This is a genomic window from Halomonas ramblicola, assembly GCF_030409215.1.
GTDB classification, from domain to species: domain Bacteria; phylum Pseudomonadota; class Gammaproteobacteria; order Pseudomonadales; family Halomonadaceae; genus Halomonas; species Halomonas ramblicola.
Map to the genome: position 1 here is coordinate 170719 of NZ_JAUFPL010000018.1, position 15328 is coordinate 186046.

Consider the following 15328-nt stretch of genomic DNA (forward strand, 5'->3'; position numbering starts at 1 on the left):
TCGAGAGAATCCCATGACCCTGCCCTCCCTGCGCCTGAAGAAGAACGCCGACCGTCGCCTCAAGGCCGGCCACCTGTGGCTCTACTCCAACGAGATCGACACCGAGGCCACGCCGCTCAAGGGCCTCGAGCCGGGCCGGCAGGTGGTGGTGGAGGCCGCCAATGGCAAGGCCCTGGGCGTGGCCTACGTCAACCCGCACTCGCTGATCTGTGCGCGCCTGGTCTCCCGCGACCCGAAGCAGGGGCTCGATCGCTCGCTGCTGGTACATCGCCTCAACCAGGCACTGGCCCTGCGCGAGCGCCTCTTCGCCCAGCCCTTCTATCGCCTGGTGAACGGCGAGGGGGATCTGCTGCCGGGCCTGGTGGTCGACCGCTTCGGCGATGTCCTGGTGGTGCAACTCAACACCGCCGGCATGCAGGCAGTGGCCGAAGAGCTGCTCGACGCCCTGGACAAGGTGCTCTCGCCGACCACCGTCGTGCTGCGCAACGATACCTCCGGGCGTCGCCAGGAGGGGCTCGAGCTCGGCGTCGAGGTGGTCAGGGGCGAGCTGCCCGAAACGGTGCTGCTGGAGGAGAACGGCGTGCGCTTCACCGCCCCGGTGCTCGACGGCCAGAAGACCGGCTGGTTCTATGATCACCGGGTCAACCGCGCCTGGCTCAATGGCCTGGTGGCCGGCAAGCGGGTGCTCGACCTGTTCAGCTACGTGGGGGGCTGGGGCGTGCAGGCGGCGGCCCACGGTGCCCGCGAGGTGCTCTGCGTGGACGCCTCCGGTGCCGCCCTGGAGCGGGTGGCCGAGAATGCCGCCCTCAACGGCCTGCACGAGCAGGTGGCGGTGGGCGAGGGCGACGCCTTCGAGGCCCTGGCCGCGCTCAAGGCCGAGGACGAGCAGTTCGACGTGGTGATCCTCGATCCGCCGGCCTTCATCAAGAAGCGCAAGGACATCCCCAACGGCGAGCGCGCCTACGGCCGGCTCAACCGCGAGGCGATGCGCCTGCTGGGGCGCGATGGCCTGCTGCTCTCGGCGTCGTGTTCCATGCACCTGGCGCCGGAACGCCTGGTGGAGGTGGTGCGCGGTGCGGTGCGCCACCAGGACCGTCACGGCCAGATCCTCTTCCAGGGCCACCAGGGGCCGGACCATCCGGTGCATCCGGCGATCCCCGAGACCGCCTACCTCAAGGCCCTGGGTGTGCGGGTCTTCCGCGATTGAGGTGAAATGGCGGCGCTCGCAATGTCACTACGTCTATGACGGACTTTCAGCCTGTACGCGTCTTCGCCCACTCCAATGCCCTGCTGGTCAGCCATATCCACAATGTGCTGACCGCGGCCGGCATCCCCGCGGAGCTGCGCAACCTGACCCTGGGCGGTGGCGCCGGTGAGTTGCCCCTCGGCGAGTGCGAGCCCGAAGTGTGGGTCAGGCCCCATAACCGAGCGCGCGCCGAGGCGTTGATCCACGATGCCCTGGAGGGCCGCAGCGAGGCGCCTGCCTGGACCTGCCCCGGTTGCGGAGAGCACCTGGAGGGGACCTTCGACACCTGCTGGAACTGTGGCGCTCACCGCCCCGACTGATCTCCGTCGCCTCGCCCGCCCGGCCGCCGGAAGGTTTTCTGTCGGCCGCCCTCTGGATCGGAGGATTTTTGGCTAAGCAGCGAGGATCCATGGACTTTTATTGAAGTGGCGCCTGGGCTCTTCGTGGATGATCTGCCTGTGCTGTAATGGGGAGGAAACCTACCCAACAAGAGTACGCAGGAGGAGCCCATGCAGATCGCCGTTCCCCGGGAGATCAAGAACCACGAGTACCGTGTCGCCCTGACGCCCACCGGCGCCCGGGAGCTGGTGGCGCGTGGCCACCGGGTCACCGTCCAGGCCGGGGCGGGCGAGGGGGCCGGCTTTCCGGACGCCGCCTTCGAAGCCGCCGGTGCCCGCCTCGAGGCCGACGTGGCCAGGGTCTGGGACGAGGCCGAAGTGATCCTCAAGGTCAAGGAGCCCCAGGCCGAGGAGGTCGCGCGCCTGAGGCAGGGCCAGACCCTGTTCACCTACCTGCACCTGGCCGCCGAGGAGTCGCTGACCCGCGGTTTGCTGAAAAGCGGGGCCACCTGCATCGCCTACGAGACCATCACCGACCGCCAGGGCGGCCTGCCGCTGCTGGCGCCGATGAGTACCGTGGCCGGTCGCATGGCCATCCAGGCCGGCGCCCACAGCCTGGAGAAGGCCCAGGGCGGTGCCGGGGTGCTGCTGCCCGGGGTGCCCGGCGTGGCGCCGGCCAGGGTCGCCGTGATCGGCGGCGGCGTGGTGGGCGAGAACGCCGCGCGCATGGCGCTGGGCCTGGGTGCCGAGGTCACCGTGCTGGACAAGTCGATCCCGCGCCTGGAGACCCTCGACGACCGCTACCAAGGCCGCATGAAGACGGTGTTCTCCACCGCCGACGCCATCGACGAGGCGGTGCGCGAGTCCGACCTGATCGTCGGCGCCGTGCTGATCCCCGGCGCCGCCGCGCCCAAGCTGATCACCCGCGCCATGCTGGCCGACATGCAGCCGGGCAGCGTGCTGGTGGACGTGGCCATCGACCAGGGCGGCTGCTTCGAGACCAGCCGGCCCACCACCCACGCCGAGCCCACCTATGTGGTGGACGGCATCGTCCACTACTGCGTGGCCAACATGCCGGGCGCGGTGGCGCGCACCTCCACCCTGGCGCTGACCAACGCCACCCTGCCGTTCGTGATCGCGCTCGCCGACAAGGGCTGGAAGCAGGCGCTGGCCGATGATCCGCACTTCGCGGCCGGCCTCAACGTCCACGACGGCCAGGTGACCTACGCCGCAGTGGCCGAGGCCTTCGGCCTGGAGAGCGTCGATGCCACGGACCTGTTGAGTTGAAGCGGGGGCTCCGGTCGCCTTGATCGGGGCCTCGCGTTACCATAGCGGGCATTCCCGAACAGCAGAGTCCGCCTACCCCATGAGTGCAGTTTCCGAGAAGACACGCGTTCTTACCGGCATCACCACCACCGGCACGCCCCACCTGGGCAACTACGTGGGGGCCATCAAGCCCGCCATCGCCGCGAGCCAGGATCCCGGCGTCCAGTCCTACTACTTCCTCGCCGACCTGCACGCCCTGATCAAGTGCCAGGATCCGCGGCGCGTCCAGGAGTCGCGTCGGGAGATCGCCGCCACCTGGCTGGCCCTGGGCCTGGATACCGACAACGCCGTCTTCTACCGCCAGTCGGACATCCCCGAGATTCCCGAGCTCACCTGGATGCTCTCCTGCGTCTGCGCCAAGGGGCTGATGAACCGCGCCCACGCCTACAAGGCGGCGGTGGCGGAGAACGAGGCCGCCGGCGACCTGGACCCCGACCGCGGCGTGACCATGGGCCTGTTCGGCTACCCGGTGCTGATGGCCGCCGACATCCTGATGTTCAACGCCCGGAAGGTGCCGGTGGGCCGCGACCAGATCCAGCACATCGAGATGGCCCGCGACATGGCCGGCCGTTTCAACCACCTCTACAAGGGCCAGTACTTCACCCAACCCGAGGCGGTGGTGGACGAGCGGGTGGAGGTGTTGAACGGCCTCGATGGGCGCAAGATGTCCAAGAGCTACAACAACACCATCCCGCTGTTCGTTTCCGAGAAGAAGCTGCTCAAGCTGGTGCGCAAGATCAAGACCAACTCCCTGGAGCCCGGGGAGCCCAAGGATCCCGATACCTGCACCCTGTTCCAGATCTACTCCGCCTTCGCCACCACGGAGGAGACCGCCGCCATGCGTCAGGAATACGAGGGCGGCATCGGCTGGGGCGAGGCCAAGAACCGCGTCTTCGAGTACCTCAACGAGCACCTCCGCGAACCCCGCGAGCGCTACCAGGCCCTCATGGAGGATCCCGGCTACATCGAGACGGTGCTGCAGAAGGGCGCCGAGCGCGCCCGTGCCGAGGCGGCCCCCTTCATGGATCGCCTGCGCCAGGCGGCGGGGCTCGGCCGCTTCGCCTGACCGAGCCCGATTGCGCCGCGACCCGGATACCATCGGAGCGCTCCCTCCGGTGGTTTCTCATGCCGGGAGGCAATGCTCGTCATAGTCTTTATGCATTTCCCTTATCCTGAGTAAAATACTAAGGTATTCGGCCTCGGGGGCGTGTCCGGGCCCCGCTCCGATTCCCGACACTGGAGGATGCCATGACGCAAGCCCTGTTATCGCGCCGGTCGTCGCCGCTCGTGCCGGTCGCCATCGCCGCCCTGTTGCTGGGCGCCCTGGCCGTGGGGAGCGTCTTCGGGGCGCGCAGTGGCGTGTTGATGGTGGTGGGCGGCCTGCTGGGCATGGCGCTCTACCATGCCGCCTTCGGCTTCACCGCCGCCTGGCGGGTGTTCATCACCGAGCGGCGTGGCCGCGGCTTGCGTGCCCAGATGGTGATGCTGGCCATCGCCGTGTTGCTGTTCTTCCCAGCCCTGGGGGCCGGCAGCCTGTTCGGCCAATCGGTCTACGGCTTCGTGGCGCCCATTGGCGTCTCGGTGGTGGTCGGTGCCTTCCTGTTCGGCGTCGGCATGCAGCTCGGCGGCGGCTGCGCCTCCGGCACCCTGTTCACCGCCGGCGGCGGCAATGCCCGCATGCTGATCACCCTGCTGTTCTTCATCGTCGGCTCGCTGATCGGCACCGCCCACTTCAGTTGGTGGCAGGGCCTGCCGGCCTTCCGGCCGGTCTCCCTGGTGAGCGTCGCCGGCACCGGTGGCGGCATCGCCATCAGCCTGGCCCTGTTCGCTGCCATCGCCGCCTTCACCCTGGTCTTGGAGAAGCGCCGGCATGGCGGGCTGGAGCAGGCCCCCAGGGTGGATGCCGGCCGGCGGCGCTGGCTGACCGGCCCCTGGCCGCTGCTGGCCGGTGCGGTGGCACTCGCCCTGCTCAACTTCGCCACCCTGGCCCTGGCGGGGCGTCCCTGGGGCATCACCTCCGCCTTCGCGCTGTGGGGGGCCAAGGGGTTCGAGGCCCTCGGCGGCGACGTCTCCGCTTGGGGCTACTGGCAGTCGCCGGGCAATGCGGCGGCCCTGGAGGCCAGTGCCTGGAGCGACATCACCACGGTGATGAACGTCGGCATCATGCTCGGGGCCCTGGCGGCGGCCTCGCTGGCGGGTCGCTTCGCGCCCAACTTCCGCATCCCGGCCAGGTCCGTGCTGGCGGCGGTGATCGGTGGGCTGATGCTCGGCTATGGCGCCCGTCTGGCCTTCGGTTGCAACATCGGCGCCTACTTCAGCGGCATCGCCTCGGGCAGCCTGCACGGCTGGGTGTGGCTGGTGGCGGGCTTTGCCGGCAACATGCTGGGCGTGAAGCTGCGGCCCCTCTTCTTCGCCGGCGAGGCCGGGCGTCGGCCCGCGGCCAAGGGCTGCTGAGACCCGTCGCCCGGGATCCGTTCGCATGCGCCCCGGCCCTGGCCGGGGCGCGGTCGCTGCGAGCATGGTAGAGTGTGCGGTCAAGGCGCCCCGAGAGCGTCAATGGCCCGTTCCAGTCACCCTACCGAGAGCAGAGATGACCACTGAACAGAAGCGTCCCCTCTACATTCCCTACGCCGGACCCCCGCTGCTGGAGATGCCGCTGCTCAACAAGGGCAGCGCCTTCACGCGGGAGGAGCGCATCGAGTTCAACCTGATCGGCCTGCTGCCGCAGAACGTGGAATCCATCGAGGAACAGGCCGAACGGGCCTATCGGCAGTATCGCCAGTGCCAGACGGACCTGGACAAGCACATCTACCTGCGCGCCATCCAGGACGACAACGAGACGCTCTACTTTCGCCTGGTCTCCGAGCACCTGGAGGAGATGCTGCCGATCATCTACACGCCGACGGTGGGCAAGGCGTGCGAGGAGTTCTCCAACATCTACCGCAACCACCGCGGGCTCTTCATCAGCTACACCGACCGCGATCGCATGGACGACATCCTGCGCAGCGCCACCAAGGACAGGGTGAAGGTGATCGTGGTCACCGACGGCGAGCGCATCCTGGGGCTCGGCGACCAGGGCATCGGCGGCATGGGCATCCCCATCGGCAAGCTCGCGCTCTATACCGCCTGCGGCGGCATCAGCCCCGCCTACACCCTGCCGATCACCCTCGACGTGGGCACCAACAATCGCGAGCTCCTCGACGACCCCATGTACATGGGCTGGCGTCATGAGCGCATCGGCCAGGCGGAGTACGACGCCTTCCTCGAGACCTTCATCGACGCCGTCAAGCGTCGCTGGCCGGGGGTGCTGCTGCAGTTCGAGGACTTCGCCCAGGCCAATGCCGTGCCGCTGCTGGAGCGCTACCGCGACCGGCTATGCTGCTTCAACGACGACGTCCAGGGCACCGCCTCGGTGGTGGTGGGGACCCTGATGGCGGCCTGCCAGGCGCGTGGCGAGACCGTGGCGGATCAGCGCGTGGTCTTCGTGGGGGCGGGCTCCGCCGGCTGCGGCATCGCCGAGCAGGTGGTGGTGGCCATGCAGGCCGAGGGGCTCGCCGAGCAGGAGGCGCGTGCGCACGTCTACATGGTGGATCGCGAGGGGCTGGTGACCGCCGACCAGGCCTGGCTGCGTGACTTCCAGGTCCGCCTGGCCCACGACCCCGCCCTCACCGAGGGCTGGGACGGCCAGGCGCTGGCCGAGACGGTGCGACGCATCCGGCCCACGGTGCTGATCGGCGTCTGTGGCCAGCCGGGCATCTTCACCGAGGAGGTGGTGCGGACCATGCACGCCGCCTGCGAGAATCCGGTGATCATGCCGCTCTCCAATCCCACTTCCCGGGCCGAGGCGCTGCCCGAGGACGTGATCCGCTGGACCGACGGCGCCGCCCTGGTGGCGACCGGCAGCCCCTTCGCGCCGGTGGAGCATGATGGCCGGACGATCCCCATCGCCCAGTGCAACAACGCCTACATCTTCCCCGGCATCGGCCTGGGGGTGGTGGCCGCGGGTGCCAGGCGCGTCACCGACGACATGCTGATGGCCGCCTCCCGGGCGCTGGCCCGCGAGGCCCCCATCGTCAAGCAAGGCAAGGGCGCGCTGCTGCCGGCGTTGGGGAAGATCCGCGAGCTCTCCAAGGCGATCGCCTTCGACGTGGCCGCCCAGGCCCAGGGCGAAGGCATGGCGCTGAAGACCGACGGCACCAAGCTGCGTGCGGCCATCGAGCGCAATAGCTGGACGCCGGAGTATCGGCGCTACCGTCGCCGTTCGTTCTGACGTTCCGTTTGCAATGACGAAGGCCCCGCTGGTAACCCGGCGGGGCCTTTTACGATAGGTGTCAATCGTAAAAGCTCAAGGCTGTTTCGGCGACAGGCCTGCGAGGGGACGCTGTAACCCCATCCTTGGGCGCTACCGATGCCCTGCTGCGCTCTCGCGTCCCGCTTCGCTTGCAGGACCGGTGCTGGCCATCCATGGCCAGCCCGTTCGGAGAAATCCTCCTCACCCCTGGTATAGGACTCCCTCTGCGGCCTGTTCCCGACGCCTTTCGCTTATGCGGTTCTGTCAGGCCGACCCACCTAGGCGGTCCCAATCATCCTGCGCAGCACATAGTGCAGGATGCCGCCGTGGCGGTAGTACTCCAGCTCGTTGGCGGTATCGATGCGGCACAGCGCCTCGAGCTTCTTCTCGCCCTTGTCGGACTTGATGGTCACCTTGACCCTGCCGCCCGGGGTGAGCTCGTCGAGGCCCTCGATGGAGACCCGCTCGTCGCCGGTCAGGCTCAGGGTCTTGCGGTTCTCGCCCTCGGGGAACTGCAGCGGCACCACGCCCATGCCGATCAGGTTGGAGCGGTGGATGCGCTCGAAGGACTCCGCCAGCACGGCGCGCACGCCGAGCAGGCGGGTGCCCTTGGCGGCCCAGTCGCGGGAGGAGCCGGTGCCGTACTCCTTGCCGGCGATCACCACCAGGGGCGTGCCTTCCTGCTGATACTGCATGGCGGCGTCATAGATCGCCATCTGCTCCCCGGAGGGCACGTGGCGGGTCTCGCCACCGACCACGCCGTCGAGCATCTCGTTTCTGATGCGCACGTTGGCGAAGGTGCCGCGCATCATGATCTCGTGGTTGCCGCGGCGCGAGCCGTAGGAGTTGAAGTCCACCGGCTTGACCCCGCGCTCCTGCAGGTAGCGCCCGGCGGGGCTGTCGGGCTTGATGGCACCGGCCGGGGAGATGTGGTCGGTGGTCACCGAGTCGCCCAGCATGGCCAGCACATGGGCGTCCCTGACGTCCTCGATGGCCTCGGGGGTCCGGCCCATGCCCGCGAAGAAGGGCGGATGCTGGATGTAGGTGGAGTCCTTCGACCACTGGTAGACCCGGCTCTCGGGCACCTCGATGGCCTTCCAGGTCGCGTCGCCGTCGAACACCTCGGCGTACTCCTTGCGGAACATCTCGGTCCTGACCTTTTCCACGGCCTCGGCGATTTCCGCCTGGGAGGGCCAGATGTCCTGCAGGTAGACGGGCTTGCCGTGGCGATCGACACCCAGCGGATCCCGGGCGAGATTCTTCTGGACGTTGCCGGCCAGGGCGTAGGCCACCACCAGGGGCGGTGAGGCGAGCCAGTTGGTCTTGACCAGGGGGTGGACCCGGCCCTCGAAGTTGCGGTTGCCGGAGAGCACCGAGGCCACGGCCAGGTCGCCGTCGTTGATGGCCTGCTCGATGGGCTCGGCCAGCGGCCCCGAGTTGCCGATGCAGGTGGTGCAGCCGTAGCCCACCAGGTTGAAGCCCAGGGCGTCGAGGTCGTCCTGGACGCCGCCGGCGGCCAGGTACTCGGTGACCACCTTGGAGCCGGGGGCCAGGGAGGTCTTGACCCACGGCTTGGTGGTGAGCCCCTTGGCCAGGGCGTTACGGGCCAGCAAGCCCGCCGCCATCATCACGCTGGGGTTGGAGGTGTTGGTGCAGGAGGTGATGGCGGCGATCACCACGGCGCCGGGATCGAGCCGGAAGGCCTCGCCGTCCAGGTCGACCTCCTGGCTGTCGTGGTGCTCGTAGCTCTCCTCGACGCCCACGGCGGTCTGGCCGCCCTCGGACATCAGCTTGCCGTTCTCGGTGGAAGAGGAGGACTGCTTGCCGTCGTCCTCCATCACCTTGGCGAAGGCCGTCGGCATGTCCTTCAGGGCGACGCGGTCCTGGGGCCGCTTGGGACCGGCCAGGCTGGCTTCCACCTCGGTCATGTCGAGGTGCAGGGTATCGCTGAAGATCGGCTCATGGCCCGGCTCGCGCCACAGCCCCTGGGCCTTGCTGTAGGCCTCGACCAGGGCGAGCTGGGCATCGTCGCGGCCGGTCAGGCGCATATAGGTGAGGGTCTCGTCGTCCACCGGGAAGAAGCCGCAGGTGGCGCCGTATTCCGGGGCCATGTTGGCGATGGTGGCGCGGTCGGCCAGCGGCAGGTCCGCGAGGCCGTCGCCGTAGAACTCCACGAACTTGCCCACCACGCCCTTCTTGCGCAGCATCTCGGTGACCGTCAGCACCAGGTCGGTGGCGGTGATGCCCTCGCGCAGCTTGCCGGTGAGCTTGAAGCCCACCACCTCGGGGATCAGCATGGAGACCGGCTGGCCGAGCATGGCGGCCTCGGCCTCGATGCCGCCCACGCCCCAGCCGAGCACGCCCAGGCCGTTGATCATGGTGGTGTGGGAGTCGGTGCCCACCAGGGTATCGGGGTAGGCGAGCGTCTTGCCGTCCTCTTCCCGGGTCCACACCGTCCTGCCCAGGTACTCCAGGTTGACCTGGTGGCAGATGCCGGTGCCGGGCGGTACCACGCGGAAGTTGTCGAAGGCCTGCTGCCCCCAGCGCAGGAATTCGTAGCGCTCGCGGTTGCGCTCCATCTCGATGGTGACGTTGTCCTTGAACGCCGTGGGGTTGCCGAACTTGTCGACCATCACCGAGTGGTCGATGACCAGGTCCACCGGCGACAGCGGGTTGATGCGCGCCGGATCCTCGCCGAGTTTCTCCACGGCGGCGCGCATGGAGGCGAGGTCCACCACCCCGGGCACGCCGGTGAAGTCCTGCATCAGGACCCGCGCCGGACGGTAGCCGATCTCGCGGTCGGAGCGCGCCTCCTTCTGCCAGTCCACCAGCGCCTGCATGTCCTCCCGGGCGACGCTCGGATCGTCGGCGAAGCGTAGCTGGTTCTCCAGCAGGATCTTCAGGGTCATCGGCAGGCGGTCGATGTCGCCCAGCGCCTCGGCGGCCTTCGGCAGGCTGTAGTAGTGGTAGGTGGTCCCGTCGGCCTCGAGGGTCTGTCGCGTATCGGGGGTGGGGTCGGTGCTCATCGATGTCCTCCTGGTCACGGAGAGTGGTCGAACCTTCCTGGTACTCGGGTACACATGGTCATGATAGGCGCCCTTTTCAAGCGCTGCCCGTGGCACCACTTGAAATGGGCGGCACGTGCCGCCATCTTGGCAGCATCCGTCACGCCGGCCCGCCGGCAGGATGACACCGCCCCATGACAGGGCGACGACGCCCCCTCGGGGCGAGCCGGGAGGACTCGATGCACGAGGAACAGCTGACGTCGCGTCGCGTGCACTGTCCCTATTGCGATGCGCCCTTCGACCTGCTGGTCGATACCACCCAGGGTAGCCACGTCACCTGGGAGGACTGCCACATCTGCTGTGCGCCGATCCAGGTCCGGGTCGAGGTCGACCTGGAGGACGAGAGCGCCTTCCAGGTGACGCTGGGGCGCGACGACGAAGTGCTGTAGGCTCTCCCGCCGGGCGTCGCCCGACCGATTCACCCCGATCCATTACGAGGTCCTCCATGAGCGATGCGCGTCACGAACGCTTGATCATTCTCGGCTCCGGTCCGGCGGGTTATGCCGCTGCCGTCTATGCGGCCCGCGCCAACCTCAAGCCGCTGCTGGTCACCGGCATCCAGGCCGGTGGCCAGCTCACCACCACCACCGACGTGGACAACTGGCCCGGCGACGACACCGGCGTCCAGGGCCCGGAGCTGATGGAGCGCATGAAGCGTCATGCCGAGCGCTTCGACACCGAGGTGCTGTTCGACCATATCCACGAGGTGGAGCTTCGCCGCCGTCCCTTCACCCTCAAGGGCGATGCCGGCACCTACACCTGCGATGCCCTGATCATCGCCACCGGTGCCAGCGCGCGCTATCTGGGGCTGGAATCGGAGCAGAAGTTCATGGGCCAGGGCGTGTCGGCCTGTGCCACCTGCGACGGCTTCTTCTATCGCAACCAGGAGGTCGTGGTGGTGGGGGGCGGCAACACCGCCGTGGAGGAGGCCCTGTACCTCGCCAACATCGCCTCCAAGGTGACCCTGGTGCACCGCCGGGACAGCCTGCGCGCCGAGAAGATCCTCCAGGACAAGCTCTTCCAGAAGGCCGAGGAGGGCAGGATAGTGCTGGAGTGGAACCACGTCCTGGACGAGGTGCTGGGCGACAACTCCGGCGTTACCGGGGTGCGAGTCAAGTCCACCGAGACCGGCGAGACCAAGGAGATCGCCGCGCCCGGCCTGTTCATCGCCATCGGCCACAGCCCCAACACCGGCATCTTCGAGGGCCAGCTGGACATGAGCGGCGGCTACATCAAGGTGAAGTCGGGGCTGGAGGGCAATGCCACCGCCACCAGCGTGCCGGGCGTGTTCGCCGCCGGCGACGTCATGGATCATGTCTACCGCCAGGCGGTCACCTCCGCCGGCACCGGTTGCATGGCGGCCCTCGACGCCGAGCGCTATCTGGACGAGCTGTAAGCGCCTAGCGCCGAGCTACAAGCGCCAAGCTGCTCAGTGACGGGCAGCCGGTGTCGCGGCGGCCAACAAGAAACCCACCGGAAGTCGAGTCCGGTGGGTTTCTTCGTTGACGCCCGGAACGGCCGTGACATCATCATGCGGCGCTCGGCGCTAATAGTGCGGCGGCACCTCGTCCTCGGGGCGGGGGGTGTCCGCGTCCATTTCCCGCAGCGCGCGGTGCTGTTCGCGCAGCTTCTGCTGCATCAGCTCGTTGAGCCGCTCCAGCTGGGCCAGTCGCCGTTCCTGGGTGGCCACCGCCCGGTCCAGGGTGTCCAGCCAATGTTCCTGGTGGGCGAGGCGGCTCTCCAGCGCTTCCAGGCGCTCGGCCAGGGCATCGGACGCCTGCTGCGCGCTCATGCTAGAATCCGGTCGCTGAGTGTCACCGTTCATCGTGGCACCTTCCCGAGGTTGTCAATTTCGTTCATCACACACAAGAGAGTCACTGGAGTCCATGAATCGCAAGGTCATGTTTCGCTGTAGCCTGGTCAGCCTGCTGCTCGCCGCGCCGGCCCCCCTGCTGATCGCCCTGTTCGTGCACCTGGCCGGCGGCGAGCTCGCCGAGGCCCTGTTCGCCAGCCTCGAAGTCGGCGGCGTCGCCGTGGTCTACTTCGCCGCCGCCCTGGCGGTCTTCCTGCTGCTGGTGGTGGCGACCCTGGCGGTCAACGTCCTCACCCCGCAACTGGTCAACCTGGCCGAGGTCGAGAACGACGATCGCGAGATCGGCGAGGTGAAGTGGTTCAACGTCAACAAGGGGTACGGCTTCATCACCCGCGACGGTGGCGAGGACGTCTTCGTCCACTTCCGCGCCATCCGCGGTCGCGGTCATCGCACCCTGGCCGAGGGGCAGAAGGTACGCTACCACGTCATCGAGAACGAGCGGGGGCTGCAGGCCGACGACGTAACGGTCATCACCTGAGCAGAGGGGCCCGAGCTTCGCTCGGCCCGTTGTCTGCCCACGCTCAAACACGGCGCCCCGCCATCGTGCGGGGCGCCGTGCGTCTGGGCTACCGGTCCCGGGGTCAATGCCCGGAATCGGGCCAGTCGATCTCGGCCTCGCTGCCGTCGGGCAGCACCCGCAGGAAGCGGTCGGGGTCGTCGCCGGGCTGCCAGCCGCCCAGCGAGCAACGCACCTCGCAGCCCAGGTGCGCGGCGGCGGCCCGGGCGCAGGCGCGGTCGCTCGCCCAGGGCGTGGCGTCGCTGTCGAACCACAGGCTGGCGTAGCCGTCGGCGGCGCGCTCCACCAGCAGCACCGGGATCTCCCGGCCTTCGAGGCGGCCACGGGTGCGTCGCTTGCCCTTGCCGGCCGGGGCCAGGGGCTCGGCGTCGATCGCCTCGGCGAGCCAGGCATCCAGGCGCTGCGCCTCGACCCTGGCCAGGTAGACCTCGATATCGGGATAGCGGGTGTCGCTGTCGTCTGCCATGGGGACCTCAGGGGCGGGCACTGCCGTCGACGAAGAGCCGTTCGAGGATCGCCTCGTAGATCCGGCTCAGGGTGTCCAGGTCGGCGGCCCGGACGCACTCGTTGACCTGGTGGATGGTGGCGTTGAGCGGCCCCAGCTCCACCACCTGGCTGCCCAGGGTGGCGATGAAACGCCCGTCGGAGGTCCCGCCACTGGTCGACAGCTCCGGCCGCTGGCCGGTCACCGCTTCCACCCCGCCAATGGCGGCCTCCACCAGCTCGCCCTCGGCGGTGAGGAAGGGCTCGCCGTTGAGCGTCCAGTCCAGCTGGTACTCCAGGCCGTGGGCGTCGAGGATCGCCGCGGTGCGCGCCTTGAGCTGGTCGTGGGTCACCTCGGTGGAGAAGCGGAAGTTGAACACCACCTCCACCTCGCCGGGGATGACGTTGGTGGCGCCGGTGCCCGAGCGGATGTTGGAGACCTGGAAGCTGGTGGCGGGGAAGAAGGCGTTGCCGTCGTCCCAGTGCTCGCGGACCAGGGCGTCCAGGGCCGGCATCGCCAGGTGGATGGGGTTGCGCGCCAGGTGGGGATAGGCCACATGGCCCTGGACCCCCCTGATGTGCAGCACCCCGCCCAGCGAGCCGCGCCGGCCGTTCTTGATCACGTCGCCGAGTCGCGCGGTGGAGGAAGGCTCGCCGACGATGCAGTAGTCGAGCCGCTCGTGGGCCTCGCGCAGGTGCTCGACCACCGCGCGGGTGCCGTCCACCGCCGGACCCTCCTCGTCGGAGGTGATCAGGAAGGCGATCTTGCCGTGGTAGTCCGGATGGGCGGCGACGAAGCGCTCCACGGCGGTGACCATGGCCGCCAGGCTGCCCTTCATGTCGGCGGCGCCCCGGCCCCTGAGCATGCCGTCGTCGTCGAGGCGCGGCTCGAAGGGCGGGAAGTCCCAGCGGGTGTGGGGGCCGCTGGGCACCACGTCGGTGTGGCCGGCGAAGGCCAGCAGCGGGCCGTGGTGGCCGCGGGTCGCCCAGAAGTTCTCCACGTCGCCGAACGGCAGGCGCTCGACCCGGAAGCCGAGCGCCTCGAGGCGCTCGATCATCAGGGTCTGGCAGCCCAGGTCGTCCGGGGTCACCGAGGGACGCCGGATCAACTCGCAGGCCAGCTGCAGGGTCGGCGAGAGGTCCCGTGGCTCAGTCGTTGGCATGCAGCGCCTCGTTGAGCGCGATGGCGCTCTTGTTGGTGAGGCACTCGATGCGGCCGTTCTGGGAGTTGCGGCGCAGCAGCAGGTCGTCCTGGCCGGCCAGCTCGCGGGCCGCCACGGTCCTGACCTCCTGGCCCTGGTCGTCGAGCAGGGTGACCTTGGCCCCGGCGGTGATGTAGAGGCCGGCCTCCACGGTGCAGCGGTCGCCCAGCGGGATGCCGATGCCGGCGTTGGCGCCGATCAGGCAGCCCTCGCCCACCTTGATGACGATGTTGCCGCCGCCCGAGAGGGTGCCCATGGTGGAGCAGCCGCCGCCCAGGTCGGAGCCCTTGCCCACCATCACGCCGGCGGAGATGCGGCCCTCGATCATGCCGGGGCCCTCGGTGCCGGCGTTGAAGTTGACGAAGCCCTCGTGCATCACGGTGGTGCCCTCGCCCAGGTAGGCGCCCAGGCGCACCCGGGCGGTGTCGGCGATGCGCACGCCGCCGGGCACCACGTAGTCGGTCATCTTGGGGAACTTGTCGATGCAGTCCACGGACAGGGAGCGGCCCTCCAGGCGCGCCTTGAGGCGCCGTGTCGGCAGCTCCTCGATGTCGATGGCACCCTCGCTGCTCCAGGCCACGTTGCGCAGCAGGCCGAACATGCCGGTGAGGTCCAGGTCGTGGGGCTTCACCAGGCGGTGGGAGAGCAGGTGCAGCTTGAGGTAGACCTCCGGGGCGCTCTGCGGGGGCAGGTCCTTGACCAGGAACATGGCCACCAGCGGGCGCCGGGCGGCGGCGAAGGCCTCGGCCAGTTCGGCCTGGTCGGCGTGACCGGCGGCCTTCAGCGCGCCGGCCAGCTCGCTGCACTGCTCGGGCAGGAAGCTCACCGCGGCGTTGCCATCCGGCACGTCCAGCACCCGCTTGACCGCCGCGATCAGGCCGTCGTCGGGATTCAGCAGCGGTGCCGGGTAGTAGATCTCCAGCCAGTCGCCCTGGGTGTTCTGGGTGCCGGTTCCGAGTGCAAAGCTCAGCATGTCATATGTCCTTC

Annotated in this window: 14 protein-coding genes; 9 read left to right on the top strand and 5 right to left on the bottom strand. The window is 68.8% G+C overall.

The features are described from left to right. The first annotated feature begins 13 nt into the window (after nucleotides 1-13). The 6 genes from QWY80_RS07415 to QWY80_RS07440 all read left to right on the top strand — a co-directional run bounded on the left by QWY80_RS07415 (nucleotide 14) and on the right by QWY80_RS07440 (nucleotide 7180). Entirely contained in the window at nucleotides 14-1207 is a 1194-nt protein-coding gene (locus tag QWY80_RS07415) for a class I SAM-dependent rRNA methyltransferase (RefSeq protein ID WP_290230107.1), read from the top strand. A gap of 35 nt (nucleotides 1208-1242) precedes the next feature. Continuing rightward, entirely contained in the window at nucleotides 1243-1566 is a 324-nt protein-coding gene (locus QWY80_RS07420) for a putative signal transducing protein (protein ID WP_290230108.1), read from the top strand. Between the two features lie 189 nt (nucleotides 1567-1755). Then, nucleotides 1756-2871: an alanine dehydrogenase gene (ald, locus tag QWY80_RS07425; RefSeq protein ID WP_290230109.1), complete on the top strand. Its 1116-nt coding sequence runs from the start codon at nucleotides 1756-1758 to the stop codon at nucleotides 2869-2871. Nucleotides 2872-2950: 79 nt separating this feature from the next. Then, the gene (gene trpS / locus QWY80_RS07430; RefSeq protein ID WP_290230111.1) at nucleotides 2951-3976 is read left to right on the top strand and encodes a tryptophan--tRNA ligase; all 1026 of its coding nucleotides are present in this window, start codon (nucleotides 2951-2953) and stop codon (nucleotides 3974-3976) included. A 182-nt stretch (nucleotides 3977-4158) separates the two neighbouring features. Beyond that, a complete protein-coding gene (locus QWY80_RS07435; protein ID WP_290230112.1) occupies nucleotides 4159-5364 on the top strand; it encodes a YeeE/YedE family protein in 1206 nt (401 codons plus the stop codon). Between the two features lie 136 nt (nucleotides 5365-5500). Continuing rightward, nucleotides 5501-7180 carry an NAD-dependent malic enzyme gene (locus QWY80_RS07440; RefSeq protein ID WP_290230113.1) on the top strand — a complete coding sequence of 560 codons (1680 nt, stop codon included), beginning with the start codon at nucleotides 5501-5503 and terminating at the stop codon, nucleotides 7178-7180. A gap of 299 nt (nucleotides 7181-7479) precedes the next feature. Here QWY80_RS07440 and acnA read toward each other — a convergent pair whose 3' ends face one another. Next, nucleotides 7480-10227 carry an aconitate hydratase AcnA gene (gene acnA, locus QWY80_RS07445; protein WP_290230114.1) on the bottom strand — a complete coding sequence of 916 codons (2748 nt, stop codon included), beginning with the start codon at nucleotides 10225-10227 and terminating at the stop codon, nucleotides 7480-7482. Nucleotides 10228-10445: 218 nt separating this feature from the next. Between acnA and QWY80_RS07450 the strand changes: the two genes are divergently transcribed. Further along, nucleotides 10446-10655, top strand: a complete 210-nt coding sequence (locus QWY80_RS07450; protein ID WP_290230116.1) for a zinc ribbon domain-containing protein — start codon at nucleotides 10446-10448, stop codon at nucleotides 10653-10655. Nucleotides 10656-10711: 56 nt separating this feature from the next. After that, nucleotides 10712-11662 carry a thioredoxin-disulfide reductase gene (trxB, locus tag QWY80_RS07455; RefSeq protein WP_290230117.1) on the top strand — a complete coding sequence of 317 codons (951 nt, stop codon included), beginning with the start codon at nucleotides 10712-10714 and terminating at the stop codon, nucleotides 11660-11662. 150 nt (nucleotides 11663-11812) lie between these two features. Here the strand turns inward: trxB and QWY80_RS07460 are convergent, their stop codons facing one another. After that, nucleotides 11813-12058 (bottom strand): SlyX family protein, encoded by a 246-nt coding sequence (locus QWY80_RS07460; RefSeq protein WP_290230119.1) that lies wholly within the window; start codon nucleotides 12056-12058, stop codon nucleotides 11813-11815. 94 nt (nucleotides 12059-12152) lie between these two features. Between QWY80_RS07460 and QWY80_RS07465 the strand changes: the two genes are divergently transcribed. Next, nucleotides 12153-12617, top strand: coding sequence for a cold-shock protein (locus QWY80_RS07465; RefSeq protein ID WP_290230120.1), 465 nt, complete (start codon nucleotides 12153-12155; stop codon nucleotides 12615-12617). 103 nt (nucleotides 12618-12720) lie between these two features. Here QWY80_RS07465 and QWY80_RS07470 read toward each other — a convergent pair whose 3' ends face one another. Genes QWY80_RS07470 through dapD form a run of 3 tightly spaced genes read right to left on the bottom strand, consistent with a single transcriptional unit; the run spans nucleotide 12721 to nucleotide 15314 of the window. Beyond that, a complete protein-coding gene (locus tag QWY80_RS07470) occupies nucleotides 12721-13122 on the bottom strand; it encodes a hypothetical protein (protein WP_290230121.1) in 402 nt (133 codons plus the stop codon). Nucleotides 13123-13129: 7 nt separating this feature from the next. Further along, nucleotides 13130-14302 carry a succinyl-diaminopimelate desuccinylase gene (gene dapE, locus QWY80_RS07475; RefSeq protein WP_290230122.1) on the bottom strand — a complete coding sequence of 391 codons (1173 nt, stop codon included), beginning with the start codon at nucleotides 14300-14302 and terminating at the stop codon, nucleotides 13130-13132. Further along, a complete protein-coding gene (gene dapD / locus QWY80_RS07480) occupies nucleotides 14289-15314 on the bottom strand; it encodes a 2,3,4,5-tetrahydropyridine-2,6-dicarboxylate N-succinyltransferase (RefSeq protein ID WP_290230123.1) in 1026 nt (341 codons plus the stop codon). The genes dapE and dapD overlap by 14 nt, the downstream gene beginning before the upstream one ends. Nucleotides 15315-15328: the final 14 nt, after the last annotated feature.

Coding starts and splice junctions, on each gene's coding strand:
- QWY80_RS07415 (WP_290230107.1), top strand. CDS start 14: ATGACCCTGCCCTCCCTGCGCCTGAAGAAGAACGCCGACCGTCGCCTC.
- QWY80_RS07420 (WP_290230108.1), top strand. CDS start 1,243: ATGACGGACTTTCAGCCTGTACGCGTCTTCGCCCACTCCAATGCCCTG.
- ald (WP_290230109.1), top strand. CDS start 1,756: ATGCAGATCGCCGTTCCCCGGGAGATCAAGAACCACGAGTACCGTGTC.
- trpS (WP_290230111.1), top strand. CDS start 2,951: ATGAGTGCAGTTTCCGAGAAGACACGCGTTCTTACCGGCATCACCACC.
- QWY80_RS07435 (WP_290230112.1), top strand. CDS start 4,159: ATGACGCAAGCCCTGTTATCGCGCCGGTCGTCGCCGCTCGTGCCGGTC.
- QWY80_RS07440 (WP_290230113.1), top strand. CDS start 5,501: ATGACCACTGAACAGAAGCGTCCCCTCTACATTCCCTACGCCGGACCC.
- acnA (WP_290230114.1), bottom strand. CDS start 10,227: ATGAGCACCGACCCCACCCCCGATACGCGACAGACCCTCGAGGCCGAC.
- QWY80_RS07450 (WP_290230116.1), top strand. CDS start 10,446: ATGCACGAGGAACAGCTGACGTCGCGTCGCGTGCACTGTCCCTATTGC.
- trxB (WP_290230117.1), top strand. CDS start 10,712: ATGAGCGATGCGCGTCACGAACGCTTGATCATTCTCGGCTCCGGTCCG.
- QWY80_RS07460 (WP_290230119.1), bottom strand. CDS start 12,058: ATGAGCGCGCAGCAGGCGTCCGATGCCCTGGCCGAGCGCCTGGAAGCG.
- QWY80_RS07465 (WP_290230120.1), top strand. CDS start 12,153: ATGAATCGCAAGGTCATGTTTCGCTGTAGCCTGGTCAGCCTGCTGCTC.
- QWY80_RS07470 (WP_290230121.1), bottom strand. CDS start 13,122: ATGGCAGACGACAGCGACACCCGCTATCCCGATATCGAGGTCTACCTG.
- dapE (WP_290230122.1), bottom strand. CDS start 14,302: ATGCCAACGACTGAGCCACGGGACCTCTCGCCGACCCTGCAGCTGGCC.
- dapD (WP_290230123.1), bottom strand. CDS start 15,314: ATGCTGAGCTTTGCACTCGGAACCGGCACCCAGAACACCCAGGGCGAC.